30 protein-coding genes and 2 tRNA genes are annotated in these 24818 nt (G+C 72.4%); 16 read left to right on the top strand and 16 right to left on the bottom strand.

All coding sequences use genetic code 11. The features are described from left to right. From V6U82_RS12765 to V6U82_RS12780, 4 genes are all read left to right on the top strand, one after another. Positions 1-927, top strand: coding sequence for a DUF3566 domain-containing protein (locus V6U82_RS12765; protein WP_334461017.1), 927 nt, complete (start codon positions 1-3; stop codon positions 925-927). A gap of 144 nt (positions 928-1071) precedes the next feature. Continuing rightward, positions 1072-1145, top strand: a tRNA-Ile gene (locus tag V6U82_RS12770). Between the two features lie 43 nt (positions 1146-1188). Next, positions 1189-1317, top strand: coding sequence for a DLW-39 family protein (locus tag V6U82_RS12775; RefSeq protein ID WP_013283222.1), 129 nt, complete (start codon positions 1189-1191; stop codon positions 1315-1317). A 10-nt stretch (positions 1318-1327) separates the two neighbouring features. Further along, positions 1328-1403, top strand: a tRNA-Ala gene (locus V6U82_RS12780). Positions 1404-1479: 76 nt separating this feature from the next. Here V6U82_RS12780 and V6U82_RS12785 read toward each other — a convergent pair. Beyond that, the gene (locus V6U82_RS12785) at positions 1480-1941 is read right to left on the bottom strand and encodes a nitroreductase/quinone reductase family protein (protein WP_334461018.1); all 462 of its coding nucleotides are present in this window, start codon (positions 1939-1941) and stop codon (positions 1480-1482) included. Continuing rightward, a complete protein-coding gene (locus V6U82_RS12790; protein WP_334461019.1) occupies positions 1938-2717 on the bottom strand; it encodes an SDR family NAD(P)-dependent oxidoreductase in 780 nt (259 codons plus the stop codon). Before V6U82_RS12790 ends, V6U82_RS12785 begins: the two co-directional genes overlap by 4 nt. Positions 2718-2843: 126 nt before the next feature. Here V6U82_RS12790 and V6U82_RS12795 point away from each other — a divergent pair, with 126 nt between their 5' ends. Further along, positions 2844-3548 carry a TetR/AcrR family transcriptional regulator gene (locus tag V6U82_RS12795; protein ID WP_128137634.1) on the top strand — a complete coding sequence of 235 codons (705 nt, stop codon included), beginning with the start codon at positions 2844-2846 and terminating at the stop codon, positions 3546-3548. Here V6U82_RS12795 and V6U82_RS12800 read toward each other — a convergent pair. Next, complete coding sequence (locus V6U82_RS12800) at positions 3485-4126, bottom strand: TetR/AcrR family transcriptional regulator (protein ID WP_334461020.1); 642 nt, start codon at positions 4124-4126, stop codon at positions 3485-3487. The genes V6U82_RS12795 and V6U82_RS12800 overlap by 64 nt on opposite strands. 100 nt (positions 4127-4226) lie before the next feature. Here V6U82_RS12800 and V6U82_RS12805 point away from each other — a divergent pair, with 100 nt between their 5' ends. Next, the gene (locus V6U82_RS12805) at positions 4227-4697 is read left to right on the top strand and encodes an ester cyclase (protein ID WP_334461021.1); all 471 of its coding nucleotides are present in this window, start codon (positions 4227-4229) and stop codon (positions 4695-4697) included. Here V6U82_RS12805 and V6U82_RS12810 read toward each other — a convergent pair. From V6U82_RS12810 to V6U82_RS12820, 3 genes are all read right to left on the bottom strand, one after another. Then, complete coding sequence (locus tag V6U82_RS12810; RefSeq protein WP_334461022.1) at positions 4686-5168, bottom strand: NUDIX hydrolase; 483 nt, start codon at positions 5166-5168, stop codon at positions 4686-4688. The two genes, V6U82_RS12805 and V6U82_RS12810, sit on opposite strands and share 12 nt — an antisense overlap. A gap of 68 nt (positions 5169-5236) precedes the next feature. Then, positions 5237-5971 (bottom strand): LPXTG cell wall anchor domain-containing protein, encoded by a 735-nt coding sequence (locus tag V6U82_RS12815; RefSeq protein WP_334461023.1) that lies wholly within the window; start codon positions 5969-5971, stop codon positions 5237-5239. A 39-nt stretch (positions 5972-6010) separates the two neighbouring features. Then, entirely contained in the window at positions 6011-6550 is a 540-nt protein-coding gene (locus tag V6U82_RS12820; RefSeq protein ID WP_334461024.1) for an AAA family ATPase, read from the bottom strand. Between the two features lie 51 nt (positions 6551-6601). Here V6U82_RS12820 and V6U82_RS12825 point away from each other — a divergent pair, with 51 nt between their 5' ends. From V6U82_RS12825 to V6U82_RS12835, 3 genes are read left to right on the top strand one after another with little or no spacing between them, the layout of a single operon-like run. Beyond that, positions 6602-6907: an ArsR/SmtB family transcription factor gene (locus V6U82_RS12825; protein WP_128137630.1), complete on the top strand. Its 306-nt coding sequence runs from the start codon at positions 6602-6604 to the stop codon at positions 6905-6907. Further along, positions 6904-7290, top strand: a complete 387-nt coding sequence (locus V6U82_RS12830; RefSeq protein WP_128137629.1) for a VOC family protein — start codon at positions 6904-6906, stop codon at positions 7288-7290. The genes V6U82_RS12825 and V6U82_RS12830 overlap by 4 nt, the downstream gene beginning before the upstream one ends. 11 nt (positions 7291-7301) lie before the next feature. Continuing rightward, positions 7302-7856, top strand: coding sequence for a hypothetical protein (locus V6U82_RS12835; protein WP_258545002.1), 555 nt, complete (start codon positions 7302-7304; stop codon positions 7854-7856). Positions 7857-7898: 42 nt separating this feature from the next. Here V6U82_RS12835 and V6U82_RS12840 read toward each other — a convergent pair whose 3' ends face one another. Continuing rightward, positions 7899-8489 carry a dienelactone hydrolase family protein gene (locus V6U82_RS12840; protein WP_334461025.1) on the bottom strand — a complete coding sequence of 197 codons (591 nt, stop codon included), beginning with the start codon at positions 8487-8489 and terminating at the stop codon, positions 7899-7901. Positions 8490-8554: 65 nt separating this feature from the next. Here V6U82_RS12840 and V6U82_RS12845 point away from each other — a divergent pair, with 65 nt between their 5' ends. Together V6U82_RS12845 and V6U82_RS12850 are read left to right on the top strand one after the other, a co-directional pair. Continuing rightward, positions 8555-9133, top strand: coding sequence for a helix-turn-helix domain-containing protein (locus V6U82_RS12845; RefSeq protein WP_334461026.1), 579 nt, complete (start codon positions 8555-8557; stop codon positions 9131-9133). 89 nt (positions 9134-9222) lie between these two features. Beyond that, complete coding sequence (locus V6U82_RS12850; RefSeq protein WP_334461081.1) at positions 9223-10170, top strand: L-threonylcarbamoyladenylate synthase; 948 nt, start codon at positions 9223-9225, stop codon at positions 10168-10170. Positions 10171-10177: 7 nt separating this feature from the next. Here the strand turns inward: V6U82_RS12850 and V6U82_RS12855 are convergent, their stop codons facing one another. Next, positions 10178-10969, bottom strand: a complete 792-nt coding sequence (locus tag V6U82_RS12855; RefSeq protein WP_128139202.1) for an MBL fold metallo-hydrolase — start codon at positions 10967-10969, stop codon at positions 10178-10180. Further along, on the bottom strand, positions 10956-15470 hold the full coding sequence (locus V6U82_RS12860; RefSeq protein WP_334461027.1) for a cation-translocating P-type ATPase: 4515 nt from the start codon (positions 15468-15470) through the stop codon (positions 10956-10958). The genes V6U82_RS12855 and V6U82_RS12860 overlap by 14 nt, the downstream gene beginning before the upstream one ends. A gap of 159 nt (positions 15471-15629) precedes the next feature. Here V6U82_RS12860 and V6U82_RS12865 point away from each other — a divergent pair, with 159 nt between their 5' ends. From V6U82_RS12865 to V6U82_RS12880, 4 genes are all read left to right on the top strand, one after another. Next, positions 15630-17006, top strand: a complete 1377-nt coding sequence (locus tag V6U82_RS12865) for an MFS transporter (protein WP_334461028.1) — start codon at positions 15630-15632, stop codon at positions 17004-17006. Positions 17007-17315: 309 nt separating this feature from the next. After that, positions 17316-18095, top strand: a complete 780-nt coding sequence (locus tag V6U82_RS12870; RefSeq protein ID WP_334461029.1) for an SDR family oxidoreductase — start codon at positions 17316-17318, stop codon at positions 18093-18095. Between the two features lie 36 nt (positions 18096-18131). Continuing rightward, positions 18132-18329, top strand: coding sequence for a hypothetical protein (locus tag V6U82_RS12875; RefSeq protein WP_334461030.1), 198 nt, complete (start codon positions 18132-18134; stop codon positions 18327-18329). Between the two features lie 59 nt (positions 18330-18388). Then, positions 18389-18937 (top strand): YbaK/EbsC family protein, encoded by a 549-nt coding sequence (locus V6U82_RS12880; protein ID WP_334461082.1) that lies wholly within the window; start codon positions 18389-18391, stop codon positions 18935-18937. A 36-nt stretch (positions 18938-18973) separates the two neighbouring features. On the opposite strand, the gene V6U82_RS12885 is transcribed toward V6U82_RS12880, so the two are convergent. From V6U82_RS12885 to V6U82_RS12900, 4 genes are all read right to left on the bottom strand, one after another. Then, positions 18974-19606 carry a DsbA family oxidoreductase gene (locus V6U82_RS12885; protein ID WP_128137990.1) on the bottom strand — a complete coding sequence of 211 codons (633 nt, stop codon included), beginning with the start codon at positions 19604-19606 and terminating at the stop codon, positions 18974-18976. A gap of 20 nt (positions 19607-19626) precedes the next feature. Further along, on the bottom strand, positions 19627-20052 hold the full coding sequence (locus V6U82_RS12890) for a SufE family protein (protein ID WP_128137989.1): 426 nt from the start codon (positions 20050-20052) through the stop codon (positions 19627-19629). 79 nt (positions 20053-20131) lie between these two features. Further along, on the bottom strand, positions 20132-20551 hold the full coding sequence (locus tag V6U82_RS12895) for a CBS domain-containing protein (protein ID WP_128137988.1): 420 nt from the start codon (positions 20549-20551) through the stop codon (positions 20132-20134). Between the two features lie 54 nt (positions 20552-20605). After that, the gene (locus tag V6U82_RS12900; RefSeq protein WP_334461031.1) at positions 20606-22375 is read right to left on the bottom strand and encodes a proline--tRNA ligase; all 1770 of its coding nucleotides are present in this window, start codon (positions 22373-22375) and stop codon (positions 20606-20608) included. A 94-nt stretch (positions 22376-22469) separates the two neighbouring features. Here V6U82_RS12900 and V6U82_RS12905 point away from each other — a divergent pair, with 94 nt between their 5' ends. After that, the gene (locus tag V6U82_RS12905) at positions 22470-22877 is read left to right on the top strand and encodes a VOC family protein (RefSeq protein ID WP_334461032.1); all 408 of its coding nucleotides are present in this window, start codon (positions 22470-22472) and stop codon (positions 22875-22877) included. Here the strand turns inward: V6U82_RS12905 and V6U82_RS12910 are convergent. From V6U82_RS12910 to V6U82_RS12920, 3 genes are read right to left on the bottom strand one after another with little or no spacing between them, the layout of a single operon-like run. Beyond that, positions 22870-23634, bottom strand: a complete 765-nt coding sequence (locus tag V6U82_RS12910) for an ABC transporter permease (protein ID WP_128137985.1) — start codon at positions 23632-23634, stop codon at positions 22870-22872. The genes V6U82_RS12905 and V6U82_RS12910 overlap by 8 nt on opposite strands. Beyond that, complete coding sequence (locus tag V6U82_RS12915; RefSeq protein ID WP_128137984.1) at positions 23631-24443, bottom strand: ABC transporter ATP-binding protein; 813 nt, start codon at positions 24441-24443, stop codon at positions 23631-23633. The genes V6U82_RS12910 and V6U82_RS12915 overlap by 4 nt, the downstream gene beginning before the upstream one ends. Then, a complete protein-coding gene (locus tag V6U82_RS12920; protein ID WP_128137983.1) occupies positions 24440-24817 on the bottom strand; it encodes a DUF1048 domain-containing protein in 378 nt (125 codons plus the stop codon). The genes V6U82_RS12915 and V6U82_RS12920 overlap by 4 nt, the downstream gene beginning before the upstream one ends. Between the last annotated feature and the right edge of the window lies 1 nt (position 24818).

Consider the following 24818-nt stretch of genomic DNA (forward strand, 5'->3'; position numbering starts at 1 on the left):
ATGACGGAGACACAGGCGAAGTCGGGGAACAAGGGGACCTCGGCCACTCCGGTCGAGGAGGAGGCCGCGCAGGGCGGCACACCAGCGACCGGCCGCGCGGCTGTGGGCCGGGCCACGGTTCCCGCCGACGCGCCTGCCCCGAAGTTCACCCGGGCTCCCGGCATGGCCCCGCCTCCGGACAAGCCGGGAGAGGACTCCGGTCCCCGGGACTCGGCCGAGACCAAGGTCGACGCGCCGACGTCGGCCGACGGCCTGGCCGCACCGGCCGCCAAGCCCGCGAACGCCACGAGCACCCAGCCGATCAAGCCCTCGTCGGCTGCCGGCCGGGCCTCAACCGGGACGACCGGCACGCAGCCGCGGATCGGCGCCGGCCTGGGCACCGCCCCGAAGGCGTCGCCCGACGGCTCGCGCCCGAGCGGCGCCGCGAGCGCCCAGGCCCGCCCCGCCAACGGTGGTGGCCTGCCGCCGGGCATCAGCGGCGCGGCGGCCGTCGGCGCCGCGCGCGTGGGTGAGGCGGTACGCGCCGCGCGTACCTCGGTCAGCTCGGCCGCGTCGCGCGGACCGCGACGGGCCCGGCTGAACCTGAAGCGGATCGACCCGTGGTCGGTGATGAAGTTCGCCTTCGCGGTGTCCGTGGTGCTCTTCATCGTGGTCGTCGTGGCGACGTCGGTGCTCTACCTGGCGCTGGACGCCATGGGTGTGTTCAAGAGCGTCAACGACAGCCTCACCGACCTGGTGAACGCCGGTGGCGGCCAGGGTGGCGGCGGCTTCCGGATCACCGCCAAGGGCGTGATCCTGACGTCGGCGCTGATCGGCCTGGTGAACGTCGTGCTGTTCACCGCGCTGGCCACGCTCAGCGCGTTCGTCTACAACGTCTGCGCCGACCTGGTCGGCGGGATCGAGCTGACGCTCGCCGAGCGGGACTGATCAATCCGACGCCGGGGCGCCGCGTAAAGCGGTCGCCCCGGCGTCGTGCGTCCGGGTAGGTTCGAGATGGCGCGGGTGCTTCCACCACGGACCCCCGATTTGGGCGCGGTGGAGGCGATGGGTTAACCTAGCTCGTCGCTACGCGGGGCTATAGCTCAGTCGGTTAGAGCGCAGAGCTGATAACTCTGAGGTCGCTGGTTCGATTCCAGCTAGCCCCACCGCACATCGTCCGACGACAGTCGAGCGCGAGGGGTCAAGCACATGTTCAAGAAGCTCCTGATCCTGGCCGGCATCGTCGGTGTGGCCGCCGTCGTGGCCAAGAAGGTCAAGGCCTCGAACGACGAGCGCGCCCTGTGGCACGAGGCGACCACGGCGCCCGACCTGCGCTGAGCACCGTCACGGGGCCCTAGCTCAACTGGCAGAGCACTGCCTTTGCAAGGCAGGGGTTAGGGGTTCGAGTCCCCTGGGCTCCACCAGCACTTTCCCCGGTTGACCTCGGTCCCGGGTGCGTCGTACCTGTCTCGTTCACCGCTTCACGACATCCGAAGCGGCTCAGTCGAAGTCGATTCGCATCAGCCTGCTGGCGGCCCAGTCGTCTGGACGGGTCGGTCTGATGGTGCCCGGGTCGTGGGGCTGGTTGAGGTCGTCCACGATGGCCGCGATCACTGCGGCCCGTTCCGTGGGGTCGGTGACGGTGGTCGCGTGCGCCGGCAGGTCCGCTCTGATGCCGTTCTTGAGGTGGAAGGTGAAAGCGGGGTTCGCTCGTAGGTTCGCGTACCAGCTGGTCGCGCCTCCGCCCGCTCCGCTGCAGAGATAGGTCGCGCCGTGCGCGCGATAGAAGAAGATCTTGATGCGGCGGGGTCGTCCGGTACGTCGGCCGGTGGTGGTGATGTCCACGATTCGTTCGCGGGTTCCGGCCGCGGGCGTGATCTCGATGGCGCGTCTGATCTCGTGCGGCAGGTGCGCCAGCGGGTCAGGCGCGTTGCGCTCACCGTGCTGGTCCGCGGGGTTCATGCGGCTTCCTTCTGCAGTGCGGGGCCGAGGAGCAGTCCGCCGTCGATGACGTACTCGGCGCCGGTGATGAAGGCCGCGTGCGGCGACGTGAGGAACAACAGCAGCGCGGTGATGTCGGCGGGCTGCCCGAGTCGCGGGACGGCGAACGGTTCGGGTGAGTAGAAGTCGGCGATCGGGGCGTCGCTGCCGGCTGCCGGCTCGGTGATGAACGGAGTGGCGACGACGCCGGGGTGGATCGCGTTGACGCGGATGTTGTCGCGGCCCAGCTCAAGGGCGGCGGTCTGCGTGAGTCCTCGAACCGCCCATTTGCTGGCGACATAGGGCGCGTAGAAGGCGGTACCGCCGATGCCCATGGTGGAGCCGATGTTGACGATCACTCCTCCCCCCGCGCGCCGCAGCGCCGGGGCGGCTGCCTTGATGCCGAGGAAAGTGCCGGTGAGGTTGATGTCGAGGATGCGGGCCCACGTAGCCGGGTCGGTGGACTCGATGAGGGCCGGCGGGTTCTGCACCCCGGCGTTGTTGACCAGGATCGTGAGCGCGCCGAAGGCATTCTCGGTCTCTGCGACGGCGGCGGCCCACGACTCCTCCCGGGACACGTCGAGGCGGACGAAACGCGCCCCGTCTCCCAGTTCGGCGGCGAGGCCGGCGCCACGCTCGGCGTCGATGTCGGCGATGACGACGTTGGCGCCTTCGGCATGCAGGGCGCGAACGTGGCTGGCCCCCTGCCCACCGGTGCCGCCGGTGACGAGAACGGTCTGATCGGCGAAGCGGGACATCGGATCCTCCGAGTGTGTACGAGGGACGTCAACCCGAGACCGGGCGGTGAGTCGAGCGACTCACCATGCCGAAGCTACGCCCCCTCTGGTGGTGAGTCAACCCACTCACCTCGCTATGATGGGTGGATGACCCCAGCGCCGTCGGCCTATCACCAGCGTGTGGCTGAGGAGAAGCGCGCGCTCATCGTCCAGGCCGCCACTGAGCTCTTCCTCGAGTTGGGCTACGACCGGGCATCACTGGCGCGTATCGCCGACAGTGCCGGCGTGTCGAAAGCAACGCTGTTCAAGCAGTTTCCGACGAAGGCGGCATTGTTCGATGCCATCGTCGTCGACTCGTGGGCCGAGAAGGACGTCGCCGACGTGCCGCCCGCCGGTGACCTGGCGGCCGGCCTGACCGTTCTGGGACGGCGCTACGCGACGCTGGTGAGCCAGCCGGAGATGACCGACCTGTTCCGCATCGTCATCGCCGAGCTGCCACGCTTTCCCGAGCTGGCCAAGGCACACTTCTCGCAGGGCAAGCTGCCGTACTTCGAGTCCGTCCGGATCTACCTGCTGGCCGAGCGCGACGCGGGGATCGCGGACATCGCCGACCCGGAGATGGCCGCTACGCAGTTCCTCGGGATGATCTCCAACTACCTGTTCTGGCCGAACCTTCTGCTCCCGGACTGGACGGTGACGCCTGCCCGCGCAACCGAGGTCGTGGAGGAGGCCGTCCGAACCATGGTCGCGCGATACGGCACCGAAGACGCGTCTCGGCCGGACGAAGGTCAGTCCTCAGCTGCCGGCGGTTCCCCGAACCGCGTCCGTCCACCGGCCTCGCCCATCCGCTGACCGTGGAGCACGCGAAGCGCATCGAGTGCGACAGCGGTGAGAACGGCGCGGCCCACGCCGGCGCGCCCGAGCAACTCCATCCCTCGGGTGATGGCGACGAAGTACACCGCCAGTGACTGCACGTTCGCGTCCTCCGGGAGGTCCCCGTTGTCCCGCGCATGCTCCAGGCACTGGGCGTAGATCCCGGCGAGCTGCTCGATGCCGGCCTTCGTGACGGTCGAGAGGGGATCCTCCTCGCCGGTCGAGTCGACCAGCGCGCGCGTGGTGAGCGAGATCCGCCGATCACCGCTGCTGAACTCGATCGCCATCGTGAGCATGTGACCCCGGATTCGTTCCAGCGGCGACGCGGCGTCGTGTCCGAGTGCTTCCGAGACGGCGCGCGTCGCTTCCTCCCGGTCCTCGGAGAGGGCCCGGAAGAACAGTTCCCGCTTCCCGCCGAACGCGTTGTACAAGCTCTGTTTTCCCAGGCCCGTCGCTCGCACCAGGTCGTCCAGCGTCGCGGCGAGGCCGTGCACCGCGAACACCTCGCTCGCGCTGCTGACGACATCGCTCTCGACGAACTTGCGGGGCCGCGGCATGTGACCGAGCCTACGTTATTGACCATATGGTCAAAAACTTGCTAGCTTCGTCGGAGCGCATCGATGAGAGCGCGACACCAACCGCCGAGGAGGCGCAGACGTGAGAAGTAACGAAGAGGTGGTACGCGAGGCATACCGGTTGGCGGAGGGGAGCGTGCTCGACGGCCCGGGTTTTCGTGACCTGTTCACCGAGGACGGGACGTTCAACGACGTGCCGAATTCGCAGACCTTCCGCGGGGATCAGATTCCGCAGGCGTTGACGGGCTTCGCCGGCATCTTTCCCGATGTGCACCGGGAGTTGCTCGGCGTTCATGTGATCGGTGACGTCGTCGCTGTCGAACTACGAATTCAGGGGACGCATCTGGGTGCCTTCCCCACTCCGGTCGGCGACATCCGTCCGACCGGTAACCGTATCGATGTGCCGACGGCGGATCTCTGGTACCTCCGTGAGGGGAAAGTCGAGACCTTCAACTGCTACAACGCGGCGAACGTGTTGCTCGCCCAGATCGGGGCCGGCCCCGACTTCACGTCGGCGATCGAGGCCGCCGAGGCAGACGCCTCAGGGGCGTAGCTCCACGCGCGGCACCGCCTGCGACAACGGAATCCTCGACCGGTTCATCTCGCCGCGAAGCAACTCGACGAGGCCGGCCGGGTAGAGCGGACTACCGGCGTCGAAGCTGTGCAGCGATCGCCACATCACCTTCGTGCCCGCGTCGTCGCGTATCTCACCGACGGCGTCCCGCTCGTAGAGGGACCGGTCGGCGAGCCGGCAGTCGAAGCTGAAGACGATCTCGTGCCCGTCGCGGCCGAAGGCGTGGAAGAGGTTCTCCAGAACGCCCAGGAGGCGCACGTCGAGAAGCTCGACGCCGAGTTCCTCGCGCAGTTCGCGTCGTACGGCCGCCTCGGCCGTCTCGCCGAAGTCGATCCCCCCGCCCAAGGGGCGGTAGAACGTCTCGTCCTTCGTGGAGTCGTGGTACTCGAACACGAGGACGTCGTCGCCACGCCGCGGTACGGCGATGGCGACCGCGCGGATCGACGACATCCACGAAGGTTATCGAAAGACGAGCGCGCCCAGCCCGATGAGACGTCGAGCTGGGCGCGCCGATGGAGCTATGCCACGAAGCGGGAGCGCCGACGGCGTCCGATCACGAAGGCCGCGCCGCCGAGGAGCAGGAGCGCACCGCCGATGCCGGCCACGGTCACGCTGTCGGCACCGGTCACGGGCAGTCCACCGCCTTCGCCGCCCTCGCCGCCGGGGGCACCCTCGCTGGCGGAGGGAGCAGGGGGCGGTGCGAAAGTCGTCGTGGCGCTGGGCGTGGCGCTCGGCGCCGACGTGGGCCGGGACGACGGCGTCGGCGTGGGCTGCGACGCGCAGTCGAGTTCACGTGCGGCGTACAGGCCGTTGTTCAGGTAGGCCAGGTAGGCGTCGGTCGACGGGTTGTCGAGCAACTTCTGCGCGGCTGCCCGCACGTTGGTCCCGGCACCGGCCAACGACTGGGCCACTGCGACGCGCAGATCCCTCGACCAGACGTCCTGCACGTCGTCCTTGAGGAACGCGCGGAGATCGTCCGAGGTGCCCTTCAGCCGCTCCTCGATCGCGCCGGGCAGGACGGTCAACGAGTCGGCCTTCGCCGCATCCAGAATCCGGTAGGCCAGCAGCCGCACCTGGCCGACGTCGGCTGTGTCCAGGTCGATGGTGACGAGTTCCCGGATGTCCTTGTACACCTTGCGTTCGACCGTTTGGCATGCCTCGTTCAGCCCCGGCGTTGCCGCCTGGGCCGCCGTAGGCGCCGCCGGAATCAAGAAGGCCAGAGCCATCAAGGCGCCGGCCGCGATCTTCCGCATGCGGTTTTCCTCCCCGTGAGAAATCAAAACATGGAGATGTTACTGGTCGACGGCCCGCTTGATCGCCGCCACCCGCGCCGGCAGCGTGCCGGCGGGCACGTCGACGAGATCGAATCCCGCCTCGCGGTACGTCAGCTCGTGGATCCGCTCGAAGACGAGCGACTCCTCGAAGCTGATCCGCCGGGCCGCGGTCGCCTCGACGAAGCCCTGATTCCGGACGAAGAAGACGGTCCGTTCGTACTGACGCTCGACGGTCATGCGCTCGATCTCGTCGAGCAGGGCGCGCGGCGGCGTCAACCCCAGGTGGCGGCACAACGCGAGCGTGCAGACGGGTGAGCGGTCGTGGAAGACCACGAGGTCGGCATGGGTGTCGGCGCGGCGCCGGCGCCTCCGCTGGAGATCCAGCACCCGCTCGGCGAAGCCCGGCTCGCGCCACGGTTCCGGTCGGCCGAGCGCCTGGTCAAGCGCGATCACGTCGGTCGCGGCCTCCTCCACGACGGGATGGCCGTCGATCTCCAGGTGCCGCAGGATCGCGGTCTTACCGGAGCCGGGGGTGCCGGTGAGGATGTATCCGGGCATGACGTCCTCCGATGGTGTGCAGCCTCTTGATAGGCAAGCTGCTACTTGCATATGGTGGGTGACGTGGGCGATCTCTACCAGGCGCTGGCCGATCCCACCCGGCGCCTGATCCTCGACGAGCTGACCGAGCGCGACGGTCAGACCTTGTTCGAGATCTGCGGCCGGCTGGCCACCAAGCACCAGGTCGGCTCGTCCCGGCAGGCGATCTCCCAGCACCTCGACGTCCTGGAGGCCGCCGGCCTGATCGTCACGCGGCGCCAGGGTCGCTACAAGTTCCACCACCTCGACACCCGCCCGCTGCGGTCCATCACCGAGCGTTGGCTCAGGTCCGCCGCACCCATCCAGGAGAACCCATGAGAATCAACCTCACCAGCGTGTACGTCGACGACCAGGACAGGGCCCTGCGCTTCTACACCGAGGTGCTGGGCTTCGTGAAGAAGACCGACGTGCCGACCGGGGAGTACCGCTGGCTGACGGTGGTCTCGCCCGACGCGCCGGACGGCGTGGAGCTGCTGCTGGAGCCCGACGCGCACCCGGCCGCCAAGGCGTTCAAGGAGGCGCTGGCGACGGACGGGATCCCGCTGACGCAGTTCGCGGTGGACGACGTCGCCGCCGAGCACGACCGGCTGCGGGGCCTCGGCGTGCTGTTCACCCAGGAGCCGGTCGACATGGGTCCGGTGACCACCGCGGTGTTCGACGACACCTGTGGCAACCTGATCCAGATCGCACAGTACCGGTAGCCGGCCGGAGCGTGGACGAGCTGAGGCCGTGGCGAAGTCCGGCGCTGGCCGCGGCGGTGGCGCGGTTGGAAGGCGAGATCCGCGACGCCTGGGAGCGGCTGCGTGGTGAGCTGGACGTGGTCCCGGGGTCGCCGGAGGAATGTGAGCTGGCCTGGCTCGTCGTGGACGACCCCGGGGCGTACGACTGGCGGACCGTGGACGGTGCGGTGGACCGGTTGACCTGTCCCGCCTGCCGGGAGCGGCTCACTGCCGGGCCGATCACGTGTGAGGTGTGCGAGTTCCGCCACCGGATGCGGTTCGGCGCGCGCGAACAGGACCGCCCGCACGTGCCGCGCGGCAACGAGCACGCGCTCCGGGTGGCGACAGCGGTGACCCGCAGCCGTCACCGCTACTCACCGCGGGCCCGGGTCGGCTACGAGCTGGTCCTACCGGACCTGTTGGCCGGTGCGTTGCCCACCACTGCCCAGGCGCAGGCGGCCAAGGCGCTGATCAACAAACTGACCGAGGGCGAGTGCGACCGGGTGGCGAGCTTCGCCGACGTGGAGGATCTGGCGGGAGGGCGTTGATTCGGCGTCGAGGGCCCGGCTGCGCGCAGAGCCGCGCGCTCCTCAGGTGAGCCGGTCGAGCAGTTCGCGGCTGCGGCTCACCACCAGCGCTGTCGCCTCGGGGTCGTACGAGGGCAGCGAACTGTCGGTGAAGAGGTGCCGGTCGCCGGGGTAGACGTACAGCTCGCCGCGTTCGGGACCGACGATCGACACCAGCTCGCGGGCGGCGTCCACGTCTCCTTCCAGCCCGAAGAACGGGTCGTGCTCCATGCCGTGCACCTGCACCGCCACCCCGTCGGGCCACGGGCCGATCGCCCACTCGCCGGTCACCGGCAGGCAGGCCTCGTAGAGCAGGGCGGCGCGGGCGCCGGCCCGGGTCTGGGCGAGCCGCTGGGCGATGGCGGCACCCCAGGAGACACCCGCGTAGACGAGGCCGGCGGGCAGGTCGGCGACGAGCGCGTCGGCGCGCCGGTCGAGGACGTCGCCGCCGATCCGCTTGGTCAGCGCGGCACCGTCCTCGATGGTGGCCGGCCGTTCGCCGTCGAAGAGGTCGGGGGCGTGGACGGTGTGCCCGGCGGACCGGAGGGAGTCGGCGAGGGCGCGGACGCCGTCCGTGAGCCCTTGAATGTGGTGGAAGAGCACGATCTCGGCCATCACTACACTCCTGAGTTGTCAGACCAGAGTTATCGAACGAACCAGAATCTTAGAACGGTCGAGAAATGTCGGTCAATCAGCGGATCCCGGACTACGACCTCGACGACCTGCTCGTGGTCACCGCTCCGGAGCAGCTGCGCGCGCTCGCCGACCCGCTGCGGAGCACGCTGCTGGAGCTGCTCCTGGAGCGCGCCGCCACCGTGAACGAGATGGCCCGCGCCGTCGACCGGCCGAAGAGCAGCGTCGCGTACCACGTGAACCAGCTGGTGGACGCCGGTCTGCTGCGCGTGGTGCGGACCCGGCGGGTACGCGCCATCGAGGAGCGGTTCTACGGGCGGGTGGCCCGCACCTACTACGTCGGCGCGCTCAGCCGGGCGGAGGACAAGCAGGTGGTGTCCCGGATGAACGGGCTCGCCGAGGCAGCCGCCGAAGCGGCGGCCGCGCACGCCGCCGACGAGTTGCGGTGCACGCTCGTGCACGCGCGTATCCCGATCGAGGACGTCCGCGAGTTCTGGGCGGAGGTGCAGGCGCTGGCCCGGCGGTTCGCGCAGATCCCCCGGGCCGGCGACCAGGTGTACGGCTTCGCCGCCGGCCTCTACCCCACGGACGCGCCGACGCTCCCCGACACCGATCCCCGCGACTGACGGCCCCGCCACGCGACGGCAGGGTCTTGCCGGGGCGGCGGACCGGGCAGGCTAGCGTCGGAAGCGTGAGCACCGGATCCCCGCGCGTCCTGCCGGCCGAGAGCGGCATCGACGAGGCAGCCGTCGTCCTGCGCGCCGGCGGGCTGGTCGCCTTTCCCACCGAGACGGTCTACGGGCTGGGCGCCAACGCGCTCGACGCCCGGGCCGCGGCGCGGATCTTCGAGGCGAAGGCGCGACCCAGCTTCGACCCGCTGATCAGCCACCTGGCCGACGCCGCCGACCTGGCCGCGCTGGTGGGCGAGGTGCCCACGGCGGTGGCCGAGCTGGCGAAGCGGTTCTGGCCCGGTCCGCTCACCCTGATCGTGGACCGGCCGGAGATCATCCCGCCGATCGTCACCTCCGGCCTGGACACCATGGCGGTACGGGTGCCGGACGAGCCGTCGGCGCGGGCGCTGATCGCCGCCGCGGGCGTACCGGTGGCCGCGCCGAGCGCCAACCGGTTCGGCCAGCTCAGCCCGACCCGGGCCGAGCACGTGGTGGCCGGGCTGGGCGGGGCGGTGGACGTGGTGCTCGACGGCGGGCCCACCCGGTGCGGCATCGAGTCGACGATCGTGGACGCCCGGGGCGACCGGCCGGTGGTGCTGCGGCTGGGCGCGCTGCCGGTCGAGGCGCTCGTCGAGGCGGTCGGCCCGGTCGAGGTGCGCCAGGGCAGCTCCGGTCAGCCGGTCGCGCCCGGGACGCTGGCCGCGCACTACGCCCCGCGTACCCCGTTGCGGTTGGGCGCGGCGGCCGAGCCCGGCGGCGGCCGGCGGGGATTCCTGGCCTTCCGGGAGCCACCGGCGGACGGCGACTGGGCGGCGGTGGAGGTGCTGTCGCCCGACGGCGACGTGACGGCCGCGGCGGCGCGCCTGTTCGACGCGCTGCACCGGCTCGACGCGGCCGGGGTGAGCGAGATCGTCGCCGAGCCGGTGCCGGAGACCGGCGTGGGCCGTGCGATCAACGACCGGCTGCGCCGGGCCGCCGCCACCTGGCACTGAGCGGCGGTCAGGGCGTCAGCGGGACCGTCTCGCCGCGACTGACGGTACGGACCCGGCCGGCGAAGCCGCGCCGCCGGGCCTCCTCGACGAAGTGCCGCAGCGGCGACCGGAACACCGGGTAGTCGTCGTAGTGGATCGGTACGGTGAGCCGCGGCCGGATCAGCTCCACCACGTCGGCGCCCTGCCGGGCGTCCATGGTGAGCAGGATGCCGGCGATCCGGGTGCCGCCCAGGTGGATCAGCATGGCGTCGATGTCCGGGAAACGGGCGGGGATCTCGGCGAGCTGCGGGCGGCGCAGCGTGTCCCCGGTGACGTAGAGGCGGAACCGTCGCTCGCCGCCCTGTTCCAGGTCGATCAGGCTGCCCATCACGTCGGGGAGCGCGCGGTCCAGCAGGCCGGGCCCGTGCTGGCCGGGCAGGGCGGTCAGGCGCAGCGTCTCGTCGCCCCGGTGCAGCTCGAACGCGCGCCAGGTGGGCAGCCCTTCCGCCGCGCCGAAGCCCCAACGGCGCAGCTTCCGTTCCGCCTGCGGCGTGGTGAGGATCGGCAGCGACCGGTCCAGTCCACGCCGGGCGACCCGGTCGAAGTGGTCGCCGTGCAGGTGGGACAGGACCACCGCGTCCAGCGCGGGCAGTTCGGGGATGGTCAGCGCCGGGTCGGTGCTCCGCTTCGACCACAGGCCCCGGCCCAGGTACGCCCGCTGACCCCGGTGCAGGAAGTTCGGGTCGGTGAGCAGCGTGAAGCCGCCGATCCGCAGCACAGTGGTCGCCGTACCGACGAACGTGACCTCAGGCGTCGTCATGTCCTTCGCCGTACCCCTGATCGGGACGCCCATGCGAGCCGGGCTGCGGCAGACGGTCGACCAGCTTGGTCAGCGCGCCGTTGGCGAACGTGGCGCCGAGCGCGGAGCCGGTGGCGATGGTCCAGCCCACCGGGCCGAGCGGGGTGCAGCCGAAGAACTGGCTGACGCCGGGCGTCTGCACCACGGCCACGAGCACACCCACCGACGCGGCGGTGGCGGCGAGCACGCTGGGGCTGGTGCCGCCGGCCAGGACGGTCTGCCCGAGCTGCGTGCCGATCAGCGAGGCGAGCGCGACGGTGCCGGCCCGCCGCTGGGTGCCGGTCCACCTGGCGATGGTCCAGCCGGCGGTCGCGCCCAGCGTGGTCGACGCCGCGCGCAGCCCGATCTCCCGGGTCATGGTGACGCCGAGCGAGGAGTCCGGCCCTTCCCGCAGCAGGTGGTCGGCGCTGTCGTCGGCGGGCGGGCGGACCGCGATGGCGAGCGCGGGCGCCAGGTCGGTGAGCAGGTTGACCAGCAGCAGTTGCCGGCCGTTCAGGGCGGACCGGCCGGTCGCGGCGGCGGTCAGCACACTGAACGCGATCTCGCCGAGGTTGCCGCCGACCAGGATGCTCAGCGCGTGCCGTACCGACGACCACATGGCCCGTCCCTCGACGAGCGTGGCGATGATCGTCTCCAGCCGGTCGTCGGTGACCACCAGGTCGGCGGCGGCGCGTGCGGCGGGGGTGCCCCGTTGACCGAGCGCGATACCGACGTCGGCGAGCCGGATCGCCGGGGCGTCGTTGGCGCCGTCACCTGTCATCGCGACGGTCCGGTCCTGGCGCTGCAACGCCTGGATGATCCGTACCTTGTGGGCGGGCGTGCAGCGTGCCACCACGTCGGTCGCCATCAGGCGCTCGGCGAGCGCGGCGTCGTCCAGCCGGTCCAGGTCGGTGGCCGTGACCACGCGCTGCCCGCCGTCGTCCGGGCTGATCGTGGCGGCGATCGCCTCGGCGGTGGCCGGGTGGTCGCCGGTGATCATGACGGTGTGCACGCCCGCCGCCCGGATCCGGGCCACCGCCGGCCGGGCGCTCTCCCGCACCCCGTCGGCGAGGGTCAGGAAACCCACGAAGACCAGGCCGTCGACCTGCTCGTCGCTCACCTGCTCGGTGGAGACCGGGCACTCGGCCACGGCGAGGATGCGGTGCCCGGCGCCGGCCCGCCCGGCCAGCATGGCCTGCACCTCCTCGCGTCCGGCCGCGTCGAGCGGCCGGTCGCCCTCGGCGGTGCGCCGGGACGCGCAGCGCGGCAGCACCGACTCGGGGGCGCCCTTCACGCTCAGCAGCAGCCCGCCGGCGGTGCGGCCGACAGCGGCGCTGTAGCCGCGGGACGGCTCGAACGGGAGTCCGGCCGTGGCGGTCCAGTCCGCCGCACCGGTCCGCTCGGTCACCCCGGCGGCGTCCGCGCCGTGGCGTACCGTCCGGTCGGTCTGCTGCGGCAACTCGTCCGGGTCGGCGGCGGACGGGGTGGCCCGCACCGCGGCGGCCAGCGTCGACCGGAGTGGCTCGTCCAGTTCGTCCAGGACGGCGTACCGGCCGTCGCCCGTACCCACCCCGGCCAGCAGCAGCTTCCCCTCGGTGAGCGTGCCGGTCTTGTCGAAACAGAGCACGTCGACCCGGCCCAGCGCCTCGATGGTCCGGGGGTTGCGGACCAGGGCGCCGTGCTCGGCCAGCCGCCGCGCCGCCGCCAGCTGCGCGGCGCTGACCAGGAACGGCAGCCCTTCCGGCACCGACGCCACGGCCAGGTTCGCGGCGGTCGCCGCCGTTTCGGCAAGGGGTACGCCCCGAAGCAGCCCCGCGCCCGCGACCGCGATCGCCGAGGCGGCCGCCAGGGGTACGGCGCTGCTGGTCAGCTTGCCGAGTCGCGCCTCCACGCCACTGGCGGGCGGGGCCTCCCGGGCCATGGCGAGGCTCCGCCCGGCCTCGGTCTCCGCGCCGGTGGCCACCACCACGGCGGTGCCGTGCCCGGCGGCGACAGTGGTGCCCTCGAACAGCATCGAGTGCCGTTCCGCGATGGCCGCCGCCACCACCGGATCGGGGCTCTTCGCCACCGGCAGCGACTCGCCGGTCAGTGACGACTCGTCCGCCTCCAGCCCGTCGCTGGTCAGCACCCGGCAGTCGGCCGGTACGGCGTCCCCGGAGCTGACGGTGATCACGTCGCCGCGTACCAGCTCCTCGGCGGGCACCACCCGCTCCTCGCCGTCGCGCACCACCCGGGCGGTGACCGCCGAGCGGGACAGCAACTCGGCCAGGGACCGTTCCGTGTTGCGCTGGTGCACCGCGCCGACCAGCGCCGAACCGCCCACCACGCCGCCGACCAGTGCCGCGTCGACGAGTGAGCCGAACGCGGCGGAGAGCACCGCACCGGCGGCCAGCACCGGGGTGAGCGGGTTGGACAGCTCCTCGACGAACGAGCGGAGCAGCCCGGCCGGGCCGTGCTCGTCCCCGACCTCGACGCGCCGGCGACGGGCCGCCTCCTCGTCGGTCAGCCCGGACGGGCCGGTGTCGAGCTGGTCCAGGACGGTCTGCGCCGGCATGAGGTGCCAGGCGGTGAGCGCGGGCATCGGGGCGCCGGTACGGTCCGGCAGCCGGTGCGCCCGGAACACGCCGTGCGCGAACGCGAGCGCCGCCGCGCCGTTCACCGCCGCCAGGGCCGGGCGGGGCAGTCGCCGCCGGTCGGCGGTGAACGCGCCGAGCGCGCCGAGCCCGCTGCCCGCCATGGCGATCCGGATGTTCTGCTCGGTCATCCGGCGGGCCACCCCGGCGGCGTCGACGAGCAGGGCCGGCACCCGCAGGTCGTCGCCGACGAGCAGGTGCGCCCCCCACGGCGGCAGGTCGTCCGGGCCGTACACGCCGAGGCCGCAGTCGGACGCGGCGAGCGCCGACCGCTCACCGGAGACCACCATCACCACAGCGCCCTCGCGTTGCAGGTCGTGCACCGCGTCGGCGAGCCGGGGACCACCGGGCACGAGCAGGTCGGCGAAGTCGTACCGGCCGTCGTCCGGGCCGCCGACCACGAGCCGCAGGCCCGCCTGCCGGGCGGCCGACGCCAGCGCGTCCACGCCGGGCGCGGGCTCCGGCTCGACCCGCAGGACGGCGGCGAGCCGTCCGTTCTCGGCCAGCCCGAGCAGCCGTCCACCGTCGGCGCGCAGCCGGGCGCTGTCCGGGGTGTCCCCGGGATCGTCGGCGCCGAGGCGGTCCAGCGGGCCGATCCGCCAGCCGCCGTCGGCGCGTACCGCGTCCGGCTCGGCCGGGTCGAACAACGCGAACGCCCGGGCGGCGACCTGCCCGGTGTCGACGTCGGCCAGCGGCGCGAGATCGGCCAGGACGCCCCGGTCCGAGCCGAGCACCGCCGCATCGAGCACCACAGTGTCGATCCGGTCCAGCTCCCGCAGCACGCTGCGGTCCATCGCGATCACACCGCGCCGGGCGAGCATCCGGCCGAGCTGGGCGCCGTACCCCTCGCGGCCGGAGCCGGGTGCCTTCGGCAGCGAGGACAGCGCCAGCGCGGCGGCCCGCTTCGGTCCCAGCACCGGCAGCGCCGCCGCCCCGGCGACCGCGCCGGCCGGAAGCACCCGCTTGGCGTACCGCTCGGGCTGCCCGTCCGGCACCGGGCAGGGCCGCTCGCCGTCCGGCACCCGGGCGACCGCGTGTTCCGGGTCGCCGGTCAGGCGCGGTTCGGCCCGGCTCCACGCGGCCAGTTGGGCACCCGCCTCGCCCCACTGCACGACGCGCTGCGCCCCGTCGAGCACGATCCCGGCCCAGCCGCCGGTGAGACCCTGCACCACGGCCTCGGCCAGCGGGAACAGCACCTCGGCGCGCGGGTCGGCGCGGATGCCCAGCCCGGCCAGCGCGTGCAGCTTCGGGTGGAGGTCGACAGCGCCCAGCAGCCCGGCCACCTCGGCGGGAATCGGGGTCAGCGGCAGCACCCGGGTGGCGGCGGAGATGCCCAGCCCGAGCACGTCGGACAGCAGCGCGCCGAACGTCCGCGCGGTGCGCGGACCGTCCTCGGGCGGCTGCGGCGGTTCGATCTCCGGGTCCGGCTCGTACGGGCAGGTCCGCTCCACGCGCGCCACCGTGGCGATCAGGTCGCGCAGCTTGGGCGCCGGATCCCCGGTCGCCACCACCACCCGGCCCGACGGGGCGTTGACCCGCGCCCAGGTGACGCCCGGCATCGACTCCAGCGCCGCCTCGACCTGACGGGCCAGCCGGTCACCGCCGTCCTGGCAGACGCCGTGCACCTCGATGTGGTGCCGGCCGTCCTGCGACCACACCCGGCGGCTGGTCAGACCGGTGAGGCGGGCCAGCCGGGCCGCTGCCGTACCGACGCTCCCCGCGACCTCGGTGACCCGGGCCGGCACGGCGTCCGTGGGCAGGGCCGACCCGATGGTACGCGCGACGCGTGCGGCGGCCTCCGGCACGACCGTCGGCGACAGCAGGAGGCCGGCGAACCGTCCCAGCGCCATCTCGCCTCCCGGTCTCGTCCCGGCGGCCCGACTTCCCGGCGCGGCGTCCGTTATGCCACCCCGACGGCAGAAGTTCCGGCGTCGGCCTGTCGTTGCCGTGCCGACGAGACGCGCGACACAGTTGACCTCAACCGGGGGTGAGGTCCGAGGCTGAACGCCATGACCAGCACCACCGCCGTACCGGCTGATCCACCCGTCGACCTGTGGTCGCCGCGCCTGCGGGCGATGACGGTGGGCAGCGTCGCCCTGGTGTCCCTGCTCGCGTTCGAGGCGCTGGCGGTGGGCACCGCCATGCCGACTGTGGCGCGCAGCCTCGACGGGCTCGGCCTGTACGCGCTGGCGTTCGGCGGCCCGTTCGCCTCCGGCGTGGTGGCGATGGTCGCCTCCGGCATCTGGTGCGACGCGCGGGGGCCACGCCCGGCCATGTGGCACGGGGTCGTCTGGTTCGTCGCGGGGCTTGTGGTGGCCGGCGCCGCGACGACCATGGAGGTGCTCGTCGTCGGGCGGGTGGTGCAGGGCTTCGGCTCCGGACTGGTCTCGGTGGCGCTCTACGTGATCGTCGGTCAGGCGTACCCGGAGCAGTTGCGGCGGCGGATCTTCGCCGCGTTCGCCGCGGCGTGGGTGGTGCCGTCGCTGGTCGGCCCGGCGCTGGCCGGACTGATCGTGGAACACCTGGGCTGGCGGTGGGTGTTCCTCGCGGTGCCGGCGGTGGCGATCCCGGCGGCGCTGCTGATCCAGCCGGGGCTGCGGGCGCTGACCGCCACCGTGGCGACCCGCCCGCCGGCGGGTGCCCTGGCCCGGATCGGCTGGGCCTGCGGGGCGGGGGCGAGCGCCGCACTGCTGCACTACGGGGGGCAGCAGCGCGGCGCGCTCGCCGCCGGTCTGATCGCCGTGGCGCTGGCCGGGCTGCTGGTCTGCGTGCCGCACCTGCTGCCGGCCGGTTTCCTGCGCGCGGCACGGGGACTGCCGACGGTGATCGGGCTGCGCGCGCTGGCGTCGGCGGCGTTCGTCGCCGCCGAGGTGGTGATCCCGCTGATGCTGTCCCGGGAGCGCGGGTTCTCGCCCACCGGCGCCGGCCTGGTGCTGACCGTCGGGGCACTGTCCTGGTCGGTGGGTTCGTGGATCCAGGGCCGGATCGGCTCACCCCGTTCGGCGGCGACGCTGCCCCGGGCCGGGCTGGCCTGCATCACGATCGGTACGGCGGGCGTGGCGTCGGCGCTGGTGCCCGGACTGCCGGTGCTGCCGGCCGTGCTGAGCTGGTCGGTGGCCGGGCTGGGCATGGGCCTGCTCTATCCGTCGCTGTCGGTGCTCACCCTGGAGCAGTCCGCCCCGGCCGAGCAGGGCCGCAACAGTTCCGCGCTGCAACTGGGCGACTCGCTCGCCGCCGCCACGGTGCTGGCGCTCACCGGCGCGGTCCTGGCCGCCGGTGCGTCCCCCGGCCCGGCCGGCTACGCCACCACGCTGGCCGTCGCCGCCGCCTGCGCCCTGCTCGGCCTGGTAGTGGCCGGCCGCGTGGTCCCCCGCCCCACCCCCTGACCCCCACCCCCATCGTCTGACCGCCCGTACCCGTTCCGCCCTCCCCTCCCGGTTGATCAAGGAGTTTGTGTCGGATGGCGGCCCGGAATCTGACACAAACTCCTTGATCGGTTGGCAGGGCGAGGGGAGCGGAGGGCCGAGAGGGCCGGGTGCGGGCTCGGACGGAGTGATCCGGGCCGGGCAGGGCGTCGGGTGGCGCAGGATCGGGTGGGGGGCGTAGCGGTCGGGCGGCTGTCACGATGCGGGTCGGCGTTCCGTCCCACCGGGGAGCCGCGGTGTGGCGGCTGCGCGTGAGCGGGAGGAGTGGCGATGCGGGTGCTGGTGACCGGCGCGACCGGGCGGCTCGGGCGGGTGGCGGTGCTGCGGCTGCGGGACGAGGGCTTCACGCTGCGTGCGACGAGCCGCCGGCCGCGTACCGGGGACGGGGTCGAGTGGGTGACCGCCGACCTGGCCACCGGCGCCGGGCTGGCGGAGGCGGTCGCCGGAGTGGACGCGGTGCTGCACCTGGCCTCGTCGCCGCAGCGGCGTACCCACGACGTCGATGTGCTCGGCACCCGCCGGCTGGCAGTGGCCGCCGGTCACGCCGGGGTTCGTCACCTGGTCTTCGTGTCGATCGTCGGCGTCGACCGGGTGCCGCTCGGCTATTACCGGCACAAACTCGCGGCCGAGCAGGTGGTGGCCGCCGGACCGGTGCCGTGGAGCGTGCTGCGGGCGACCCAGTTCCCGGAGTTCCTGGCCGGGCTGCTGAGCGGCGCGAGCCGCCTCGGTCCGGTGATCGGGGACCGGGCGGTGCTCGCCCAGCCGGTCGACCCGGGTGAGGTGGCGGACCGGCTCGCGGTCCTGCTGCTGGCCGGCCCGTCGAACCGGGTGGAGGACTTCGGCGGGCCGGAGGTGCTGCGCTTCGACGAGGCGGCCCGGGCCTGGCTCGCGGCGCGGCGGGTGCGCCGCCCGCTGCTGCCGGTCCGGATTCCCGGCCGGCTCGGGCGGGAGTTGCGCGCCGGTGGTCTCACCACGACCGCCACACCGGCCGGCACCCGGACCTGGGTCGACTACCTCGCGGACACGTACGGGGGAACCGACGGAAGATGAGAACCAGTCGGGTCCGCGCCGGCCTACGGTGACCGCATGCTGGTCTTCGTCGCCACAGTGGTCCTCTACGTCTTCGGTTTCGTCTTCCTCTACGGCGTGATCCGGGTCGGCGTCCGGCACGGCATCGAGGACGCCGAGGCGAACCGTACCGAGGTGCTGCGCCGCCGGCAGCTCACCACGACCGAGAGCCGGGACTTCACCCAGGAGAACGCGTTCCTCACCAATCCCAACTGAAGGGCTGAGGCGGGGTCCGGCGGGTCGATCCGCCGGGCGGGTGCGAGGATCGCGGCATGATGGGGACGCTGAAGACGGAGCCGGTCCGTACCCGGCTCGACCTGCTCGCCCCGCCGGTCGCCGCCGCGGTGCAGGTGTGGCCGGACGAGGCCCCGGTGGACGTGGACGACGTACTGGTCGCCCCGATCGACGCCGACCTGGCCGACACCGCTGCCTTCTGCGAGGCGTACGAGGTGGGGCTGGAGGAGTCGGCCAACTGCGTGGTGGTCGCCGGTAAGCGCGGCGGCGAGACCCGGTACGCGGCCTGTGTCGTGCTCGCCACCACCCGCGCCGACGTGAACGGCGTGGTCCGCAAGCTGCTCGACGTGCGCAAGGCGAGCTTCGCGCCGATGGCCGAGGCGGTGGAGTCGAGCGGCATGGAGTACGGCGGCATCACGCCGATCGGCCTGCCGGCGGACTGGCCGATCCTCGTCGACTCCCGGGTGGTCGCCACGCCGCACGTGATCATCGGGTCCGGCGTACGGCACAGCAAGATCGCCCTGCCCGGGCCGGCGCTCGGCGCGCTGCCCGGGGCGAGGGTGGTGGAGAACCTGGCCAGGTCGGCCTAGGTCCTCATCCGCATCGATCTTGTTCCACGTGAAACATCAGGCTGCCGCTTCGCGCTGCGCCACCTCGCGCAGCGCGGCGAGCAGCGTCTCCGGCTCCTGAGCGCCGGTGACCGCGTACTTCCCGGCCAGCACGAACGTGGGCACGCTGGAGACGCCGAGCTGGTGGGCGGTGCTCAGGTCGGCGGCGACCTCCCGGCGGCCCAGGTTCGACTCCAGGTACTGCCGCGCCTCGGTCTCGTCCAGTCCGGCCTCGCCGGCCAGTGTGACGAGCGCGTCGATCGAGCCGACGTCGACGCCGTCGTGGAAGTGCGCCCGGTAGAGCCGCTCGACCATCTCGGCCGAGCGGCCGTGCTCGGTGGCGAAGCGCACGAGGCGGTGCGCGTCGAAGGTGTTCGCCGCCACCGCCCGGTCGAACCGCAGGTCGAGGCCCGCGCCCGCCGCGACGCCCGTCACGTGCGCGGCCATCCCCTCGGCCTTGTCCCGTCCGCCGAACTTGTCGCCGAGCGCCTCCAGCAGCGGCTTCGGCTCGGTGACCGGCGTCGGGTCGAGCTGGAACGGCCGGAACCGGACGGTCACCTCGCCGTCGTACGACTCCAGGGCCTGTTCCAGCCGGCGCTTGCCGATCCAGCACCAGGGGCAGACCACGTCGGCGTAGATCTCGATGTCCATGACCAGCGACAACCCGCAGGTCAGGAGATCTGTTCCCGGACCTGGCGCTTGAGCCGGGCCAGGATGGCGGTGCCGCCGCGTACCCGCAGCGGGCTGATCGCCTGCGCGAGGCCCATCCGCTGGTAGAGGTCGTCCGGTACGGCCAGCACGTCCTCGGCGCTCGCCCCGGCCAGCCCTTCGGCGAGGATGCCGGCGAACGCCCGGGTGGTGGGCGCCTCCGGCGGGCAGTCGAAGACGGTGCTCACGGTCTTGTCCGCGTTCACCTCGGCGCGCAGGAAGAACGCGGTCTGGCACTCGGGGACCTGCTCCAGCTCCTCCCGGTTCACGCCCTCGGGCAGGGGCGGGATCACGTCGGCGAACTCCAGCAGCATCTCCAGGACGACGTCGCGGGGCGCGGCGGCGAACTCGTCGACGATCTCGGCCAGCTTGGTCGGCATCTCGGGCATGGGTCGAGGCTATCCGCCGCCGCGCGTCGCCACCCGGCGGTGCCGAGCGGGGCCCCGCCGCACGTGCGGGGCCCTCGGCTCACACGTTCGGCGCGGCCTCGCTGATGTCGCTGAGCGCCGACTGGGGGTCGAGCTGCATGGCGAGGTCGCCGAGGGAGACGATGCCGACGAGCTTGCGGTCGTTGTCGCACACGAGCACCCGGCGGATGTTGCGCTCGCGCATCAGCGCCGCCGCCTCGTTCGCCGTGCAGTGCTGCTCGATCATCACCACCTCGCGGGTGATGATCGAGCCGATCGTGGTGGTGCCGGGGTCGGCCCGCTCGGCGACCGCCCGGACCACGATGTCGCGGTCGGTCAACATGCCGGCGAGCGTGGCGCCGTCGGTCACCACCACGTCGCCGATGTCCGACTCCTTCATCACCCGGGCCGCCTCGTCCAACGGGGTCTCCGCCGGGAGGTAGACCACCTGCCTGGTCATCACGTCACTGACGCGGAACATGAGAGCCTCCGAAAGCTTCGGTCGATCCGTCTGCGGTACCCGGTGGCGCGCTCGCTACACCCCGTCGCGGCGCGTCGTGCCCACCTCGTCGCGCAGGCGCTCCACGATGGCCTCCACCGGCAGCTCGGTGCGCTCGCCGGTGGCCCGGTCGCGCAGTTCCACGTACCCGTCGGCCAGGCGGCGGCCGACCACGACGGCGCGCGGGATGCCGATCAGCTCGGCGTCGGTGAACTTCACCCCGGCGGACACGTGCGTGCGGTCGTCGACCAGCACCCGCAGGCCGGCGGCGGCGAGACGCCCGCCGAGGTCGAGCGCCGCGTCGAGCTGCGGCCCCTTCCCGGCGGCGATCAGGTGTACGTCGCACGGCGCGACAGCGGCCGGCCAGACCAGCCCTCGGTCGTCGTGGTGCTGTTCGGCGACAGCGGCGACCGCCCGGGACACGCCGATGCCGTAACAGCCCATGGTCGGCCGGACCGGCTTGCCCTCGGGGCCGAGCACGTCGACCGCGAACGCGTCGGTGTACCGGCGTCCGAGCTGGAAGATGTGCCCGACCTCGATGCCCCGCCGGATGGTCAGCTCGCCGTCGGCGCAGGCCGGGCAGGGATCGCCGGGCCGCACCTCGGCCGCCTCGATCGTGCCGTCCGGTACGAAGTCGCGCCCGCAGACCACGTCGGTGGCGTGCCGGCCCGGCTCGTTCGCGCCGGTCAGCCACGTGGTGCCGGGCACCACGCGGGGGTCGACCAGGTAGCGGATGCCGTGCTTGGCGAGGATCTGCGGCCCGATGTAGCCGCGGACCAGCTCCGGGTGGGCGTCCCAGTCCTCGAATACCGCCACCGTGGCCGGGGCGAGCACCGCCTCGACCCGCTTGAGGTCCACCTCGCGGTCCCCGGGCAGACCGATGACCAGCGGCTCGCCCTGTTCGGCGCCGGGGCGGCGGACGGTGAGGACCACGTTCTTCAACGTGTCGGCGGCGGTCCAGCCGGTGCGCCCGCCCAGTTTCCGGGCCTCGGCCAGCTCGACCAGGGCGGCGATGGTCGGCGTCTCCGGGGTGTCGTGCACCTCGGCGGGCGGGTGCGCGTCCGGGTCACCGGCGGCCGGCGCACGGGTCACCACCGCCTCGGTGTTCGCCGCGTAGTCGCAGGCGGTGCAGCCGACGAACGTGTCCTCGCCGACCGGCGTGGCGGCCAGGAACTCCTCCGACGCGGACCCACCCATCGCGCCGGACATCGCGTGGACGGTGGTGAAGTCCAGCCCGAGCCGGGTGAAGACGCGCTCGTAGGCGGCCCGGTGCCGGTCGTAGGCCGCCCGGAGCCCGGCCTCGTCCAGGTCGAACGAGTAGGCGTCCTTCATCAGGAACTCGCGCCCGCGCAGCAGACCGGCCCGGGGCCGCGCCTCGTCGCGGAACTTGGTCTGGATCTGGAACAGCGTCACCGGGAAGTCCCGGTACGACGTGAACAGATCCTTCACCAGCAGCGCGGCCAACTCCTCGTGGGTCGGTGCGAGCAGGTGCTCGGCGCCCTTGCGGTCGGCGAGCGTGAAGATGTCGTCCCCGTACTCGGTCCACCGCCCGCTGGTCCGGTACGGCTCGGCCGGGAGCAGTGCCGGGAAGTGCACCTCCTGGTCGCCGATCGCGGTCATCTCGTCCCGCACGATCGCGGTGATCCGGTCCAGCACGAGCTTGCCCAGCGGCAGCCAGGTGTAGCCGCCCGGCGCGGCCCGGCGGACGTAACCGGCGCGCAGCAGCAGCCGGTGGCTCGGCACCTCCGCGTCGGCCGGGTCCTCGCGCAGGGTCCGGAGCAGCAGGGTCGACATGCGCAGCAGCATTGCCGCAGCGTACGGCGAGCGCGTACGGCCGGGCGATCCCTTTCCGCGCTAGTGCCGGGTGAGGTTGTCGCAGGGGCGGGGTAGGAAGGGTGGCATGGTGGATCGACCGACGTTGGAACTGAGCAGTTTCGTGCTCGACGCACCGTCCGCACAGGACCTGGCCGCGTTCTACGAGCGGCTGCTCGGCTGGTCCCGCCGCGAGGACGAGCCCGACTGGGTGGTGCTGGCTCCGCCGGACGGCGGCACCTGGCTGGCGTTCCAGGACGAGCCGGCCTACGTGCGCCCGGTGTGGCCCGCCGGGCCCGGCGACACGCCGATGATGACCCACCTGGACATCAAGGTCGACGAATTGGAGGCCGCCTCGGCGTACGCGGTGTCGGTGGGCGCGACCGTGGCCGACTTCCAGCCGCAGGACGACGTCCGGGTGCACCTCGACCCGGCCGGTCACCCGTTCTGCCTCTACCTCTCCACGGGTGACCGGCTCCCACCATCGGTTAGCTGACCTTCGTGCGGTAGATCGCCGTCGCGGCGGCGTAGGCGGCCAGGAGCAGGCCGGCGCACCAGGCGAGCGCGATCCAGACGTCGTTGCCGACGGGTTGCTGAGCGAAGAGCGCGCGGAGAGTGTTCACGATCGACGTCACCGGCTGGTTGTCGGCGAACCAGGCGACCGGGCCGGGCATCGAGTCGGTGGGGACGAACGCCGAGCTGATGAAGGGCAGGAAGATCAGCGGGTAGCTGAAGGCGCTCGCGCCGTCGACGGTCTTGGCGGACAGGCCCGCGATCACGGCGACCCAGGTCAGGGCGAGGGTGAACAGGATCAGGATGCCGGCTGCGGCGAGCCAGTCGACCACCGATGCGCCCGTCCGGAATCCCATGATCAGGGCGACGCCCGTGACGATCACGAGCGAGGCCAGGTTGGCGACGAGTGAGGTCAGGACGTGCGCCCAGAGCACTGAGGGCCGCGGGATCGGCATCGACTGGAAGCGCTCGAAGATGCCGCCCTGCATGTCGAGGAACAGGCGGTACGCCGTGTAGGCGATGCCGGATGCGATCGTGATGAGGAGGATGCCCGGGAGCATGTAGTTGATGTACGACTCGCCGGATCCGGTGTCGATGGCTCCACCGAGCACGTACACGAAGAGCAGCATCAGCGCGACGGGGGTGACCGCCGTGGTGATGATGGTGTCCGGGCTGCGGAGGATGTGCCGCAGGGAGCGGCCGGTGAGGGTTCCGGTGTCGCTGAGGACATGGGTGGTCATCGGGATTCCTCTCCTGCGGGCACGGCTGCCTTGTCGCCGGTGCCGGCGGTGTGGCCCACGAGGGCGAGGAAGACGTCCTCAAGGGTCGGCTGCTTCTCGACGTACTCGACCTTCGCGGTCGGGAGAAGCCGCTTCAGCTCGGCGAGAGTGCCGTTCTGGATGATCGTCCCCTCGTGCAGGATCGCGATCCGGTCGGCGAGTTGCTCGGCCTCGTCGAGGTACTGGGTGGTCAGCAGGATGGTGGTGCCGTCCTCGGCGAGCTGCCGCACCGTCCGCCAGACCTCGATGCGGGCCTGCGGGTCGAGGCCGGTGGTCGGCTCGTCGAGGAACACGACCGGCGGGTTGCCGACGAGACTCATCGCGATGTCCAGCCGTCGGCGCATGCCGCCCGAGTACGTCCCCGCCCGGCGGTTCCCCGCGTCGGTGAGCGAGAAACGGGCCAGCATGTCGTCGGCGATCGCACCCGGATTCCTCAGGTGACGGAGCTTCGCGACCAGGACCAGGTTCTCCCGGCCGGTGAGCATTTCGTCGACGGCGGCGAACTGGCCGGTCAGGCTGATCGACTTGCGTACCTCGGCGGGAGCCGAAGCGACGTCGAAGCCGTGGACGATCGCGGTGCCGGTGTCCGCCTTCAGCAGCGTCGACAGGATCCGCACGAGCGTGGTCTTTCCGGCGCCGTTCGAGCCGAGCAGAGCGAAGATGCTCCCGGCCGTCACCTCGAAGTCGACGCCCCGCAGCACGTGCAGGTCCTTGTAGGACTTGGTGATGCCACGTACCCGGATGGCGGGTCCGCGCGTCGTGGTGGTCATGCGTGTTCCTCCCCGCTGTCGCCGCCGGCGGCGTCGATCGCCTTCCGGAGGCGCTCGCGCTCCTTGTCGATCCACTGCCTCCCGGAGTACGCCTGCACGAACGTCTCGGCGAACTCGACGGGGTCGTCGCCGACGATCGCGCGGACGGGCGTGCCGTCGGCGACCGCGCGCTCCCAGAGGTCCACGGAGTCGCCGAGCATCGCGACGAGTGTGTTCCCGTCGACGATCCCTCCCTGGTACATGAAGTACCGCTGGAGCGCCTTGGCCGCGCTGCGATGGGGTTCCGGCAGGGCCTCCATGCGGGCCATGTGTCGCTTGTACTGCTTCTTCTGGTCGAGCGATCCGACGAGCGTCTCGATCCACTTCGCGGCCATG

Source organism: Micromonospora sp. CPCC 205554 (assembly GCF_036902745.1).
Classification (GTDB): Bacteria; Actinomycetota; Actinomycetes; order Mycobacteriales; family Micromonosporaceae; genus Micromonospora; species Micromonospora tulbaghiae.